The following is a 14,096-nucleotide window of genomic DNA, read 5'->3' as shown; positions in this document are numbered from 1 at the left end:
CCAGCGCGAACATCACCGCGGGCCCGACGACCCAGTTCACCACGACCGAGGAGACCAGCAGCCGGGTGTCGCGGGTGACGGTGTCCAGCCGGTCGTAGCGGACCTTGGCCAGCACCGGGTACATCATCACCAGCAGGCCCAGGGCGATGGGCAGGGAGATCCCGCCCACCTCCATGGAGGCCAGAAGTTCGTTCAGCCCCGGGACCAGGCGCCCCAGGCCCAGGCCCACGGCCATGGCGAGCAGGATCCACACCGCCAGGAACCGGTCCAGGAAGGAGAGTCTCGCGACGACGGACTCACCCGTACCAGTGGTGGTCTTGTCGGTCGAGGCCATCAGCAGGGCCTCCTGTTCTGGGAGGCGTTGCTGGTACGGGCGGTGGCGGCCAGGTCGGCCAGGGACTCGGACAGGGCTTCCAGGGCTTCGGGGCGCAGCCGGTAGTAGGTGAACCGGCCGCAGGGCTCGGTCTCCACCACCCCCACCTCGCGCAGGATCCGCAGGTGGTTGGACAGGTTGGTCTGGCGCGCCCCGGTCTCCTCGACCAGGTGCGTCGTACACAGGGTCTCCCGGGCGAGCAGGGACACGATCCGCATGCGCAGAGGGTCCGCCACCGCCCTCATCATCTCAGTGTCGACTGATATCAGCATGTGCTGATACTATCCCATCATCCGAGGCTGATGAATTGTCGAACGGCCTCTTCCCTCGCAGAGGATTCAAGAGTATGACCACTCCCGAGCCGCAGCCGCTCCTGCACGAGAGCGTCCACGTCGGCGCCGCCCGCCTGGCCACGCGTCACCGGGGCCGATTCTCCACCGAGACCGTGCAGGCGCTCATCCTCGACTCCTACCAGCGCCTGGCCGCCACCGCCCGGGTCACCGCACACCTGAACGTGCTGGCCGAACGCCTGGCCGCCGAACGCCTGGACGCCCTCGCCTCCATCCAGCAGGCACCGGACTCCCGGTCACCCCGAGTGCTGTTCGTGTGCACGCAGAACTCCGGACGCTCCCAGATCGCCGCCGCTCTGCTGGCACACCACGCCACGGGACCGGTCACCGTCTCCTCCGCCGGCACCGAACCCGTCGCGGACGTGGAGTCGGATCTGGCCAGAGTCCTGCACGAGGTGGGGGTCGACCTCGGTCCGGCCTATCCCAAGCCGCTGACCCAGGAGGTCGTCGAAGCGGCCGACATCGTGGTCACCCTGGGCTGCGGCGACGCGTGCCCGGTCGTACCCGGCAAGCGCTACCTGGACTGGCCCACCGCTGATCCCCACGGCGCTTCCCTCGAGGACCTTCGCCACATCCGCGACACTATTGACACACACGTCGGCGACCTCGTGGCCTTCCTGGCCTCGCCGTCCATCACCACCGAAACGAAGTAGAGGCAGTACCCATGACCAGCTCCGCCAAGCCGTCCGTCCTGTTCGTGTGCGTCCACAACGCGGGCCGCTCCCAGATGGCCGCCGCCTGGCTGTCCCACCTGGCCGGGGACCGCGTGGAGGTCCGCTCCGCCGGATCCGCGCCCGCCGACGCGCTCAACCCCGCCGTGGTCGAGGCCATGGCCGAGGTCGGCGTCGACATCACCGACCAGCACCCCAAGATCCTCACCGTCGAGGCCGTCGAGGCCTCCGACGTGTGCGTGACCATGGGCTGCGGCGACACCTGCCCCATCTTCCCCGGCAAGCGCTACCTCGACTGGACCCTGCCCGACCCCGCCGGACAGGGCGTGGAAGCCGTCCGCCCCATCCGCGACGAGATCAGGAAGCGCGTCGAGGAGCTGATCGGCGAGCTCTCCCCGGGCGGCGGCGAATAGCGCACCGTGTCGGTGAGCGCCGACGTCAGAGGGTCTTCGTCCTCCTCCGGCGTTTCGCGTACCTGGCGGATCCGCAAAGCAACCCCTGGCTGCCCTCCGGTCCGGAAAGACGGCGCGGGCGACGGTGACGGGGTCGAAGACCCCTCGTACTCCTCCTCCAGGTCGCGTGAGGCGACCTTCAGGGCGTATTGCTGGCCGACGGTGAACCGGTGGAAACGGTCGGTCACGGTCTCTTCTGGTGCCGGACCGCGGGTGCGAGTCGCTCGATGTGGCCGCTGATCTGGGCGAAGGCGTCCTCGAAGGCGGTGGCGGTGTCCGCCCGTATCGGATCGGGGACCGACCAGTGCAGGCGATCGCGGGCGGGAGGAAGCTCCTCGTGGGCGCTGTCGCAGACCGCCACGATCAGGTCGTCCTCGCGCAGCACGTCGTCCACGTGGGCGGTGGTTCGGGACCCCAGCCGCAGACCATGGCCCCGGGCCGTGGCCAACGCGCCTTCGTGGACGCGAGAGCCGGGATGGGTACCGGCCGAGGCAGCGGGGACCGGGCTGTGGTGTTCCCAGAGCGCGGCGGCCAGTTGCGAGCGGGCCATGTTGTGGGTGCACACGAACACCACGCGGGGCGTGTGCAGGAGGGGCGCCAGTGTCAGGGCCGTGAGCGCCTCGGGGCGAAGGCGGATGTAGACCCGGCGCTGGTCGGCCTCGGAGCGGACACGGGTGATGACGTCGGCCTCCTCCAGAACGCGCAGGTGGTAGGCGACGAGATTGGAACGCATCCCCAGCAGTTCGCCCAGTTCGGTGGGGGAGGCGTCACCCGTTCGCAGGGCGTCGGTGACGGCCAGGCGGGCACTGTCCGCCAGCACCGCGTGCAGCCTGGCCCGCTGCTCCAAAACAAGCTCAGCGCTCATCGGACCAACGTTCGCAGGGTGAATATCCGAGGACAAGACCTCGCTCCTTCTACTCGCTCGAAACCCACCTGGGCCTCGGTGACCGCTCTGGAGTGCGCCATGCCCGTCGCGCGGGGACCACAACGCTTCCGATGCACTCGTACGTCGCCACCCACCTTCGGCCCGACCTCCCCAGGCTCGACCCGGGTACCCCGCTGTCTTCGGGCGACGGGGGTTCCCGCTTTCCTGGAGAGCCCGGCCGACTCCCCGTGATGCCGCCCAGCCAACGGTTGACGGCCTCCGCGCCCCGGACCGTGGTGAATTCTCTGCCGGCGTGGAGGAGAGACGCCGTCGCTTCGAGCCCACCGCACGCGAGCACCCGCCCGAGTACGCCCCGGTGGTCACCGGCCTCGAAGCACGACACCAGACGGCAGTCGAAGTAGGCCACTCCTTCGACCGCCACGGGGAGGCCCGTGACCGGGGCCGGGCGTGACGGGATTCCCTTCCAATACCGGAAGCCTCTCGGCCGCCCGGGGGCGGAGAAGCGTAAAGCGACAGATTCCTGGTGCACGGCTAGGCAATGTTTTTTTGGGACCTCCGCTTCGCTTCGGTCCGCGTTCGGGCACCCGAAGCACGGGAACCTTCGGCGCCTACGGCGGGTTCGCTCGTGCCCACCCGTCACCCACCACCACCCTCAACCGACGCCTACGGCGCAGCTCTCCCACGGAAACCCGCCTCCGCCACCTCCAGAACCCCGTGGGTGCCCGAACCAACCCCCCACAAGCTGAGGCCGGTTCAAGAAACAGACCCTAGGGCGGTCACAGCGAACTCGCCGCTGTCACGGATCGTGCACAAAGTCCTCGACACCCCTTTCAGGTAGCACACCACCAGCGGCGGTTCCATCGAGGCGGTCGCCAACGAGCTCACCATGACCGTGCATAAGCCCCCGTCAGCACCGGTCGCGCTCACGACCGAGACACTGGAGGGAATAGCCCGAGAGGTTCCCCGAAGATCGGCCTCCGGGGTGTCCAGAAGATTCCTGGAGGAAAGGGGCATGAATTACTCCGTTGAGGTGAGGACAAATCCCACGCGTCAAGGGCTCTGTCGAGTCCGTGGGGCACTGCTCTCCGACCGGCCTCGACCGCGGTGTGAGTACCAGCAAGTCGGGGTCCGGGCATGTGGAGGAGCATTCGTGCAGGGAATCGCGGGTGTCGTGGTCGATGAGGATCGTGACTACGTGTGCCTTCAGGGCGCAGGACCCGCGGCCCGGGGGAAGTCCGCCGCGCTACCCGTCGTTCACATGGATATCCTAATCCGCCGACACCGCAGAGGAAACGGCAGTCGCAATGATGATTCAACGACACAGAACGTGGTACATCCCATGGGAGATTTCAGCCGACGTCACGTTCTGCGCTTGACAAAAACTCTCTGGCGCGTATCGGGTGTACTTGCGCTCCCCATTTCACCCTCGCTGTTCAGAGATGACTCTCTCACCACCCAAGGCCCATCCCACGGCGGGAGTCGGTTGTTGGAAATAGCTCCAAACAGGATACGGAAAAGCCCGGCCAAGTTCCCTTGGCCGGGTTCCGGTCCATGCACACCGGTCGTCAGGTGATGGCACTCGCGGGGATCGGCTGATCCCCGCGGCGTTCCAATAGGGACGCGATGACGTTCCAGTTCGCGGCGCAGGCACGCGCGACGACTGCGATTCTGGCGGCCTGATGCGGGGGGATGTGTTCTACGAGATCGGCCTCATCGTGGCGTATGACGCGGGCCTCGAGCCAGCGGATCATCGCACGGCCCTCGTCGCTGTACCGGAGAGTGGGGTCCCTCTTGAGTGAGTCGAGTACAACCCCGAGGTCGATGGGTCGGACCTCGGCGGAGTGCTGCCTCGCGCCTTTCACCCTCGCACGGACCCGTCCGTTCAACGCGGTCGAAGCCAACTGCTCAGCGGTGATCAACGCGTCGCCGACAACATCGCCGCCCGTCCGGGGCGCGGAGGTGTCATCGCAGGGCGGGGGGTTGCCTTCGCTTCTCAGCCGGTCACGGATGTCCCGCACCGTCTCCACGGAAACACAGGTCAGCCTGGAGATTTCCCGAAGCGATGTCTCCGGGTTCTGCGACAGGAGGTCGGCAGCCTGTCGGCGCCTCTCGTCAGGGTTGACGGCTCGGACGCGGCCGTCGAGCCCGACCCGGACCGCGGACCGGGCCGCGGGGTCGGTCGAGGCGCGACGCAAGGCACCGATCGTCTTTCCGGACAGGCCGACCCTGGCGGCGATCGCCCGGTCCGACCATTGGGGGTGACTGGCCAGGATCTTCTTCGCGGACTCCTTACGGTCGGACAGGGTCAGAGGGAGCCCATGGCGGATGTTCGCTTCGACCGCGGCAAGAAAACAGTCGGGGACCGAGCCGTCGAAGTAGACCACTTCGATGCTTGTGCGACCGCTCACCCGTGTCGCGTGCAGACGGTGCATGCCATCGATAACCCGCATCGTCGACCGGTGGACGAGGATCGGAGGTAATTCATCAATCTGTTCGGCCAGAAGTGTCACGTGATCGCGGTCGATCCCTTCCACCCGGGGGGAATCGGCGTCCAACAGGACGTTGACCGGGACTCGCTCCGAAGTGGTCGCCATCTCAGCTCCTTTGACAAAGAACGCCATCCATGGTCAGCGTGACGGATTCGGTACGGCCGCCGGCGATGCGCCCGATTTCTTCGTGGTCGGCCGAGGCCGGGACGGATTCGGCGCGGAGCGCGTGGGCGTGGGCGTGGAGGCCGTGGTCGAGCCGGGCGGGAAGAAGAAGACCGAGGACATGCCGACATGCACGGAGTGTCGGCCCAGTGCTGGGGTGAGTACTCACGGAGATCAAGGATAAAGAGTATTCTCTCCATTTTCAATCGGCAGCAGACCGCCTGCTCTGTTTTTCTTGGTTGTTTGGAACCGCACGCGCACGACGATGGCACCGGGTCGGACACGGATAGTCGCGCTATTGGTTCTTGTCGCAGGTGGCGGACGCGCACTCCCGGCGTTCATGATCATATCGATCTCGGAAGGCAGGACAGTGACGAGACAGGAACAGTCGGAGCGGACGCGTGTTCTTCTCACCAAGGCCACGAGCGCGGAGTCCTTCGGTCCGGATGCGCTGGTACAACTCTGAATCGGGTCAGTAACAGGGTTGACGTGACCATAGGATCACTGGCCTTCCACTTTTCGTCCACGCCGGCGTTGGCCGAAGCCGCGCGCAGGAGGTACCGGCGTCACGCGCCGTGCGGTACAGCACGCGACCCGGACCGCAGGTTTCCCCTGGAACGGGCTCGATGCCGTCCTGCGGATCCTCACCGAGCCCCACGAGAGGAGGCCTCGGCACGGGCGGCGGCACGGCTCTCCCTTGAGTGACCGGGGGCCTGACCACGACGGCGGAACTCCTGGCCACCGGAGCCGAAGCAGCGATGGTGCGGGATCTTCCCGCGCAGCCGGAAACAGGCGCGGATGATGTCCACAGCAGACTCCCCGAGGCCTGGCGGGTGGTTCCTCCCCGCCCTCGCCCCGGCCCCGAGTGCCAAGAGGCCGCAAGAACGGACTTGGATCCGCAGCCTCCACTCATGGCAACAGTGCTCGCTACTGGGATCATGGGTGATGCCACAACGGCACCCTGATCGAGAAGACGTCGGTGCTCTTTGCCCGGTTCGCGAGGCGCCACCGAATGACTCAACAGCCAATGCTGTTGACATGAATGATTACTGTTGATAGGAGTAGGGTTATGTCGAAGGAACTGGACATCCGGCTGCTCGAAGGCGAAGAGCTGTCGAACTGGGAGCGGGCGCGGCGGCTCGTTCCCAAGCTGAAGGCGCTGGCCGACGAGAACCGTACGATCCTGTGCCTCCTTCTCGCCGAGCGCCCGCACACCGTCAAGGAACTCCAGGAAGCCACCGGACTCAGCCAGACCCTCATCAGTCACCACCTGCGCCCCCTGCGCGAGCAGGAACTCGTCAAGGTCGTGCCCCGTGGCCGGTCCAACGTGTACGCGCTCTGCTGCGAGGAGTTGGGGATGCCGGTCCGCTGGCTTGCCTCGCTCGCGGCGCTGACCCCCGAAGGCGCCAAGGCGTGCTGCCTCAGCGAAGAAGACGACGAAGCGACTACCCCCCCAGAGGAACCAACAGATGTCTGAAAACTGGATCGAGACGATCAGGACGTTCGGAACGATCGCGATTGAGCTGGTCCTGCTCTTCTTCGCGGTCGCGTTCCTCGTCGCCCTGCTGCAGCGTCGGTTGGGTGAGGAGAGACTCCAGCGCTGGCTGGCGGGAGGAAAGCTGACGGCCCCTCTGAAGGGTGCCATTCTCGGTGCGCTCACCCCCTTCTGCTCGTGCTCCACGCTCCCGATGCTCATGGGCATGCTGAAGGTCGGGGCGCCCTTCCGAGCGGCGGCGGCGTTCCTGCTCGCCTCTCCCCTGCTGAATCCCATCATCCTCGGTATCACCTGGATCCTCTTCAACTGGCAGGTCATGGTCGGTTACTTCCTGGTGGTCTTCGTCAGCACGATCTTGCTCGCTCTCCTCCTGGAGGCGCTGGGGATGGAGAAGTACGTCCGCCGGGTCAAGGTCAGTGCGGAGGGACACAGCGACGCCCCCTGGCAGGGCCTCAAGGCCGAGGCCCGTCCCGCCTGGGACCAGGCCGTGTCGTTCTTTAAGCCGCTGGCGATTCCGATGCTGATCGGTGTTTCGATCGGCGCCTTCATCTACGGTGTGGTTCCCGAGACCTTCCTGGCCTCCGTCGCGGGTCCTGACAACCTGTTCGCCGTGCCGGTCGCCGCGCTCATCGGCATCCCCCTCTACATCCGCACCGAGGCCGCCCTTCCCATCGGCCTCGCCCTACAGGCGGCAGGGATGGGGCTGGGCCCGGTTTTCGCCCTCATCATCGGTGGGGCCGGAGCCAGTGTTCCCGAACTGGCCATGCTGGCCGCGATCTTCAAACCGCGTTTGGTCGGCGCCTACGTCGCCTGTGTTCTGTTGGTCGCTATCGCCGGTGGCCTTCTCATCCCCCTCCTGGTCTGATTCCCTCCGTTCCCACACCCGCGGTTCCTCTCCGGTCGACGACCGTGAGAGGGGCCGCGACCGTCGTTCCGTGGGTAGGGCGGTGGCCGGTTTCCCACAGCGGAGGTCATCGGCACATCGCTGCCGTCGGTGCGGCGACGGTGCGCGGTGGGTTCGGCCGTAGGCAGAGCAAAGAGCCGGTGGCCCCGTCGAGGGACGGGGCCACCGAGCCGGAAGTCCGATCCGCCGGGGATCAGAAGTTGACCGAGACGACCTTGGCCGGGCCGGAGCCCTTGGTCGCGGTCAGGGTGTGGGGGACGTTCGGAGCGATGTAGAAGCTGCCGCCCTGGGGAATCGTCGCCTCCTTGGGGTTGGCCGGGTCACCCCACTTGAAGTGGATGTCGCCCTCCATGCAGAAGATGATCTCGTGGGCGTCGTGACCGCTGTTGAACGCCGCCTTGTCCGGGTCGTCGACGTTGACCTCGAGGAGCAGCGGGACGAGCTTGGGCAGGGTCCGGGTGCGCACCAGGCAGTTGTAGGTGTAGTACTCGGTACCGTCCCGCATGCCCTCAACCACCGGGTTGTCACTCGGCATCTGGACGCGGACGCCCTCGTCGAGGTCGGTGACGAACCCGGGGGTGAGCTCCGAGGTCGAGGTCCCCAGGATGCCGGCGATCTGGGTCAGCTTCTCGAGGGTCAGCTCGCCGCCGCCCTTCTCCTCCATGGCGACGACGTCGTCGACGCTCAGGTCCAGCATCTTCGCGAAGGACCCTCGGTCCATCTTGATGTGTTCGCGGCGGTCCTTGATCTTCTGACCGTAGGTCTCTTCAAGGGCAGGAGTCGCTGCCATTTCTCTTTCTCCTTCGGTGATTCGGTGGTGGCGAAGCGGCAAAGGAAACCAAGCGGTGGTTCGGCTGACACGTCCGATGGCGAGTCCGCCGAGCGGGACCAGGTGGCCCTGGCACCTCCTTCTCCCCTTCGCGGGTCACGGTGCGGGCTCGCACCGTGAGGTCGTGATGGCTCCGCGCCGTACAACGGCTCAGGTCGTGGCCGAGGGGGACGAGATGCGCGTGCACGAGACGCCGTCTGGCCAGTCGCCGAAGGGACGGAACAGGTGGGAGTAGTCCGTGCCCTGCGCCGATCCGCGCATGATGAAGCATTCGGCCCCGACCGAAGCGCAGGCCAGGAGCGCGTCGAGTTTCGTCTTGAGCGCCCCAGTCGAGTCCCACGGGCTCTTCGCCCACAGCGCTGAGTAAGCGCGCTCGGGGAAGGCCGGGTCGACATGGGCCAGGATGTTCTTGCCGTTGGGGCCGTCCAGCAGGATCCCGGGGACGTCCGTCAGGCTGACCACCCGCAAGTCGGCGTCCAGGGCTCGGACGAGGAACTCCGGCACTCGGTCACTGGAGATGCCGTGGAGCCTGCCGTCCACGTCCAGGACGCTGTCGCCGGACAGGACCGGAAGGGCACCGGAGTCGAGAACCTTGGTCAGGACGTCGCCGCGCACCGAGAACGATCCGTCGTCGTCCAGGACCGACATCGCGCCGAGCTGGAGGGGAAGCGCCCGGACACCCTGGCGTCGCAGGGCTTCCGTCCACGACCAGCGGACATCCGCAAGCGCTTTGGTGAGGGGGATGCACCCGAACGGGTCGGCGCCGTCGTTTCCGCGGAGTGCCCCGTGGCCCACGGCCCCGCCGCCGGTGATGAAGACGAGACGTCCGCGGTGCCCCTGGAAGAGCCTGGAAACCATTCGAGCGTAATCCGCTATCGCTGACATGTCGAGGCTGTTCTCAACGCTCTTGTCGGAGAAGAGGCTTCCGCCGATCTTGAGGGCGAGGACGGTTGTCTCCTGCGAGCCCTCACGGGGATCTGGACGTTCTCTGCCGAGTCGCGTGTCGATCACGGGGATGACGCTCACTGTAATCGTTCTCCACTTTCATGCAGGGTAGACAGGTTCGCGTCCGCAGCAGGGCGATCCGCCGCCCGGCGGAGTGAAGTGCGAACATGAATTCCGAATGAGCGACTTCCGAAATACCTGCGGCGCGCTCTCGGCCGACGGGGAGGACGGTGGGGGTGTCGGTTCTCAGGATCGCTCTTCGGAGGCGGCCCTGCTACTTCGAAACAGCAATTGTTCGACTGAGATGAACCTTAGAGGCGACATGTCGGACATGTCCAGAGGGTGTGGCACATGCTTTCCCTTGGCGTACCTCGATCGGCCCGTTCGATACGGCAAGGGAGGAGTTGTCGCACGTGGGAACACCTGAAGGCAGACATCTCGGTTTGACGGCGTCAGCACCGAAAGGGATTGCGCGTTGCACCTGGCAGAAAAAACAGCCTGCACCGATCACTTGATCGATGCAGGCTGTTTTTTCTGCTGGTCGATATTACTTCCAGGGAAACCTTGCCACGAGCCCCCGAGAGTTCTTTTCGGTTGTCGACCTAGCGGGAGGAGGTTTCCTCAGCCCTCACGTCGACCTTCGCCGGGGTCTCCGCCTGGGGCGTCTCGTCTTCCTCCTCGGTGACGCTCACGGCGCCGCAGCAGCTGTCCAGCTCTTGCTTGGAGCCACCGCCGGTGAGCTTCTTGAAGAATCCTCCAGCCATGTTCGGCCTCCAATCTGTTTTCGTTCCGACGAACCGCTGGTGTCCGCCAGAGGGAAATCGATGTCCCGCTCTTCGAATAGCCGTTGGAACAAGAGGTCGGGTCAAGGACCCCAGCACACGGGAATCCACGTCAGGATGGTTCCCGGATGGATTCCTTCCGGCCTGCGGAGCGTCGTGATGGACCTCTGGGATGGGGAACGTCTTTCTCCTCTCCATTAATAACAACAGCCAACGCTGGTGTCAACCATGGAAGTTGATCGAACTTCGGTGGTCTCAGCGGACCAAACGCCTCAGGAGCATGCTGACCAGTTCAAGGGCGAAGACCACTGTGAATGTCATGAGCGTGATCAGGGTGATGACCTCGTATTCACGCGTCTGCGTTGCCTGCAGGAGATAGAAGCCCACCCCGCCGGCTCCGACGAGCCCGAGCAGGGTCGCGGACCGGATGTTCACGTCGAGTTGGTACAGGAGTCCGCCGATGAGTGCGGGGGCCGCTTGGGGAAGGACCGCGGTGAAGTAGCGCTGGGTCCTGGACGAGCCGAGCGCGGACATCGCCTCCAGTGGCCCGGCATCGACCTCTTCGAGAGAATCGGCGACGAGTTTTCCCAGGAGGCCGACGGACCCGAGCGCCAGCGCGAGCACCCCTGCCACCGGCCCCAACCCGATCACCACGACGAACACAATGGCCACGACCAGTTCCGGCAGCCCGCGGACCACGAGGACGAACCCTCGGAACAGCCCGTGCACCGCCTGGTTGCCCGAGATGTTCCGGGCGGCGAGTGTCCCGACAGGCACCGCCAGCAGTGCACCCAGGAAGGTAGCCGCCAGGCCGATCTGGACGGTCTCCACCAGGGCAAGCAGCAGTCGGTCCAGCATTCCCGCGTCCCCGGGCGGCCAGAACAGGCCCAACGTCGTGAAGAATCCTGTCCAGCCGGCCGAGGCCCTGGCCTCCAGTGCACCGCTACCGAACAGGGACGCCACCACAGCGACGACGACGATGACGCCGTACACCCAGCGGCGTGCTCGGGCGAAGCCGAAGGGGGGAGAGACCCGTCGTGCCGTTCCCGCTGGTGAGGCCGTGAGGGACGGTGCGTCCGTTCCAGAGGCTGGGCGTCCGGGGAACAACCGGGTACGGAAGCCGTGCGCACCGAATTCGTCGTCCCCGGACCCACGCAGGAGCATCCTGCGGATCGAGGCGGACACCATCTCGGTCAGCAGGCACAGCAACAGCAGGATCAGTGCCCAGGAGATCCCGAGCCCGAAGTCGAGGCGTGCGAACGCGTTCGTCATCTCGAAACCGATGCCCGCCACGCCCACGATTCCGAGGACGGCCGACACCCGCAGGTTGATGTCGAAGCGGTGGAGCCCGATCGCGATGAACGACGGCAGGGCCTGGGGAACGACCGCGGTGAGGAGCCGTTGGGCACGGGTGGCGCCGATACTGTTCAGGGCTTCCCGAGGACCAGGCGATGTCTGCTCGATCGCGTCGGCGTAGAGCTTGCCCACCATTCCGATCGAGTGCAGTCCCATGGCGAGGATGCCCGGGAGCGCCCCCAGCCCGAACAGCCGGACGAAGAGAATGGCGAGGACGACGTCGGGAACGGCGCGGGCGGCCACGATCAGTCCACGTGACGTGAGCCGGTGCGGTCTACTGGGGGCTGTCACCGATGACGCCCACACGGCCAACGGAAGGCTGAGCGCGACGGAGAGCAGTGTGGCCAGGAGGACGGTGCCCAGTGTGATCCCAGTCTGCTGAAGCACCTCCTCAGCGCTGGGGAAGGACAGGGGCCAGGTCCGCCGTATGAACATCTCGGCATTGGAGATCCCTTGGACCAGAGCCGCGATGTTCACTCCGAGGGAGTTCAGCGACCAGGTACCGGTCCCGACGAACAGGCAGAGGAATCCGAGGACCACCCCCGTACTCCGCGAAGGGCGCCGCGGGCCCTCCGGGAGGGGCCCGCGAACAGGTGAGCGTACCGGTGGTGGCGCGATCATCCTGTGGCGTCCAATGCCACCGTTCCCACTCCCGGCGCGGTGCTGTAGACACCCATCGCGGTCGTGGTGTCCAGGGTGGCCGTGGAAGCGTCCAGCATGACCTCGCCGTCGCGGAGCCCGATGACCCGGTCCGCCCACCCCAGGGCCAGGTCGACCTGGTGCAGACTGCCGATGACTGTCAGCGACCTCTCCCGCGCGATCTCGCGCAGCAGCCGCATGACCGTGTCGGCACTGTCCGGATCGAGCGAGGCGACGGGTTCGTCGGCGAGGAGAATAGCCGGATGCTGCATCAGCGCTCGTGCGATGGCCACACGCTGCTGCTGACCGCCCGAGAGGGTGCTCGTGCGCTGGAACGCGTGATCGGCCATACCGACCCGGTCGAGGTGCTCCAGCGCTTCCAGACGGAGGACGCGTGAATAGGAGAACAGGCCGAGCCGGGGACCCACCAGTCGCCCGAGCGCGCCGCTGCACACGTTCTCCAACACGCTCAACTGTCCGACAAGGTTGAATTGCTGGAAGACGAAGCCGGTTCTGCGGCGGAGCTGACGCAGCTGGGACCCACGTGCGCGTGCCACATCGGTGCCCAGCACCCGCAGGCTGCCACTGGTCGGCCTGTGCAGACAGCAGATATGCCTGAGCAGAGTGGACTTACCGGAACCGGAGCGCCCCAACAGCGCCAGGATCTGTCCCCTCGGGACATCGAACCCGACCCCGCGCAGCGCGGTCACTCCCCCGTCGAACTCCTTCGTCACCTGTGTCAGTGAGACGACCGGCCCACGACCGACATCGTCGAATACCGCTTGACCTGCCATGTGAACCTCGTATCGTCCGTCGGGGTGGGGATGCCGGTGCGCACGTGCGCTAGCCCGTCTCGCAGGCTTCGGCCTGGGTGATCTGGCAGATCTCGCGGATGGGGTCGTAGAACGAGTCGTCGGCCTCCGTGAACCCCCAGTAGCCGGCGATGTCGTCGACGCCGAGGGCGTCGGCGTTCCCCCGCTCCAGCACCGCTTCGGTGATCGCGTCGCGGAGTTCGGGATCCAGGGAGTTGAGGATGGCCAAAGGGGAGTTCACGACCGGGTCGGACGTCCAGATGACGGTGTAGTCGTCGTGGTCGATGCCCTCCTGCTCCGGCAGGACCTCGTCGTACAGCAGGTCGCGGACGGCTCCTGCGTCGCACTCTCCGTCCCGGACCGCCAGGAGGGAGGCGTCGTGCCCGCCGGAGAACCTCTCGGTGTAGTCACCCTCGCTCAGACCTGCCTCCATCAGTCCGGCCAGCGGGTAGAGGCGGCCAGAGGTGGAGTTGGGATCGACGAAGCAGACCGTTTTTCCCCGCAGATCGGCGAGTTCGCTGATGCCACTGTCGGCTCGCGTGACCATGTAGGAGTGGTAGCTGGGGTTGCCGCCCTTCTCGTAGAGTTCGGCCGCGATCGGGGAGATGTCGACCCCCGAGTCCCTCGCCAGGACGTAACTGAAGGGCCCGTACATGGCGATGTGGACGGTGCCCGCACGCTGGGCCTCGATGAGCGCGGCGTAGTTCGTCATGACCTGTAGATCGACCTCCTTGCCGGAGGCGTCGGCGATCAGGTCCGCGAGCGGCTCGTACGAGGCGTTCAAGGAAGCGGCGTTCTCGTTCGGGATCAAACCCAGGACGAGTGTGTCGGGGTCGGAGGCGCTTTCGGCGCTTGAGGCGCCGCCGCAGGCGGTCGCCAGCGCGACAGTGAGGGCCACGGCGCAGAGCGCAGTCGTTCTGGAGAGCTTTCCGGGCATGGTGCAAGCCCTTC

Annotated in this window: 16 protein-coding genes; 4 read left to right on the top strand and 12 right to left on the bottom strand. The window is 66.2% G+C overall.

Translation table 11 applies throughout. The features are described from left to right. A partial coding sequence (locus tag FYW99_RS30435; protein ID WP_394350388.1) for an arsenic resistance protein occupies positions 1 to 334 on the bottom strand: 334 nt, incomplete at its 3' end. Continuing rightward, complete coding sequence (locus FYW99_RS30430) at positions 334 to 618, bottom strand: ArsR/SmtB family transcription factor (RefSeq protein WP_150255848.1); 285 nt, start codon at positions 616 to 618, stop codon at positions 334 to 336. The genes FYW99_RS30430 and FYW99_RS30435, both read right to left, overlap by 1 nt. Positions 619 to 719: 101 nt before the next feature. Here FYW99_RS30430 and FYW99_RS30425 point away from each other — a divergent pair, with 101 nt between their 5' ends. Together FYW99_RS30425 and FYW99_RS30420 are read left to right on the top strand one after the other, a co-directional pair. After that, the gene (locus FYW99_RS30425; protein WP_150255840.1) at positions 720 to 1,376 is read left to right on the top strand and encodes an arsenate-mycothiol transferase ArsC; all 657 of its coding nucleotides are present in this window, start codon (positions 720 to 722) and stop codon (positions 1,374 to 1,376) included. A gap of 11 nt (positions 1,377 to 1,387) precedes the next feature. After that, positions 1,388 to 1,807 carry an arsenate reductase ArsC gene (locus tag FYW99_RS30420; protein WP_150255838.1) on the top strand — a complete coding sequence of 140 codons (420 nt, stop codon included), beginning with the start codon at positions 1,388 to 1,390 and terminating at the stop codon, positions 1,805 to 1,807. A gap of 223 nt (positions 1,808 to 2,030) precedes the next feature. Here FYW99_RS30420 and FYW99_RS30415 read toward each other — a convergent pair whose 3' ends face one another. From FYW99_RS30415 to FYW99_RS30400, 4 genes are all read right to left on the bottom strand, one after another. Further along, a complete protein-coding gene (locus FYW99_RS30415) occupies positions 2,031 to 2,711 on the bottom strand; it encodes an arsenate reductase/protein-tyrosine-phosphatase family protein (protein WP_150255836.1) in 681 nt (226 codons plus the stop codon). A 49-nt stretch (positions 2,712 to 2,760) separates the two neighbouring features. Further along, positions 2,761 to 3,261 carry a flavin reductase family protein gene (locus FYW99_RS33145; protein WP_190394879.1) on the bottom strand — a complete coding sequence of 167 codons (501 nt, stop codon included), beginning with the start codon at positions 3,259 to 3,261 and terminating at the stop codon, positions 2,761 to 2,763. Positions 3,262 to 3,485: 224 nt separating this feature from the next. Then, positions 3,486 to 3,746, bottom strand: coding sequence for a flavin reductase family protein (locus FYW99_RS33140; RefSeq protein WP_150255831.1), 261 nt, complete (start codon positions 3,744 to 3,746; stop codon positions 3,486 to 3,488). 551 nt (positions 3,747 to 4,297) lie between these two features. Further along, positions 4,298 to 5,326 carry a ParB/RepB/Spo0J family partition protein gene (locus FYW99_RS30400; RefSeq protein WP_190394877.1) on the bottom strand — a complete coding sequence of 343 codons (1,029 nt, stop codon included), beginning with the start codon at positions 5,324 to 5,326 and terminating at the stop codon, positions 4,298 to 4,300. A 1,126-nt stretch (positions 5,327 to 6,452) separates the two neighbouring features. On the opposite strand from FYW99_RS30400, the gene FYW99_RS30395 reads away from it, so the two are divergent. Both FYW99_RS30395 and FYW99_RS30390 read left to right on the top strand, forming a co-directional pair. Beyond that, the gene (locus FYW99_RS30395) at positions 6,453 to 6,860 is read left to right on the top strand and encodes an ArsR/SmtB family transcription factor (RefSeq protein ID WP_150255827.1); all 408 of its coding nucleotides are present in this window, start codon (positions 6,453 to 6,455) and stop codon (positions 6,858 to 6,860) included. Then, a complete protein-coding gene (locus tag FYW99_RS30390; RefSeq protein WP_150255825.1) occupies positions 6,853 to 7,743 on the top strand; it encodes a permease in 891 nt (296 codons plus the stop codon). The genes FYW99_RS30395 and FYW99_RS30390 overlap by 8 nt, the downstream gene beginning before the upstream one ends. Before the next feature lie 232 nt (positions 7,744 to 7,975). Here FYW99_RS30390 and FYW99_RS30385 read toward each other — a convergent pair whose 3' ends face one another. The 6 genes from FYW99_RS30385 to FYW99_RS30365 form a co-directional block, all read right to left on the bottom strand. Further along, positions 7,976 to 8,572, bottom strand: a complete 597-nt coding sequence (locus FYW99_RS30385; protein ID WP_150255823.1) for a cupin domain-containing protein — start codon at positions 8,570 to 8,572, stop codon at positions 7,976 to 7,978. Between the two features lie 189 nt (positions 8,573 to 8,761). Further along, positions 8,762 to 9,622 (bottom strand): amino acid kinase family protein, encoded by an 861-nt coding sequence (locus FYW99_RS30380; RefSeq protein ID WP_190394876.1) that lies wholly within the window; start codon positions 9,620 to 9,622, stop codon positions 8,762 to 8,764. Positions 9,623 to 10,158: 536 nt separating this feature from the next. Next, positions 10,159 to 10,320, bottom strand: coding sequence for a hypothetical protein (locus tag FYW99_RS32040; RefSeq protein WP_190394875.1), 162 nt, complete (start codon positions 10,318 to 10,320; stop codon positions 10,159 to 10,161). Positions 10,321 to 10,593: 273 nt separating this feature from the next. Further along, positions 10,594 to 12,234: a phosphonate ABC transporter, permease protein PhnE gene (gene phnE / locus FYW99_RS30375; protein ID WP_150255819.1), complete on the bottom strand. Its 1,641-nt coding sequence runs from the start codon at positions 12,232 to 12,234 to the stop codon at positions 10,594 to 10,596. Between the two features lie 77 nt (positions 12,235 to 12,311). Beyond that, positions 12,312 to 13,127, bottom strand: coding sequence for a phosphonate ABC transporter ATP-binding protein (phnC, locus tag FYW99_RS30370; RefSeq protein ID WP_150255817.1), 816 nt, complete (start codon positions 13,125 to 13,127; stop codon positions 12,312 to 12,314). 49 nt (positions 13,128 to 13,176) lie between these two features. Then, entirely contained in the window at positions 13,177 to 14,082 is a 906-nt protein-coding gene (locus FYW99_RS30365) for a phosphate/phosphite/phosphonate ABC transporter substrate-binding protein (RefSeq protein WP_150255814.1), read from the bottom strand. Positions 14,083 to 14,096 lie beyond the last annotated feature (14 nt).

Source organism: Nocardiopsis deserti (genome assembly GCF_008638355.1).
Taxonomy (GTDB): domain Bacteria; phylum Actinomycetota; class Actinomycetes; order Streptosporangiales; family Streptosporangiaceae; genus Nocardiopsis; species Nocardiopsis alborubida.
Note: the sequence above shows the minus strand (reverse complement) of the source record. Positions and strands in the feature narration are given on the sequence as shown.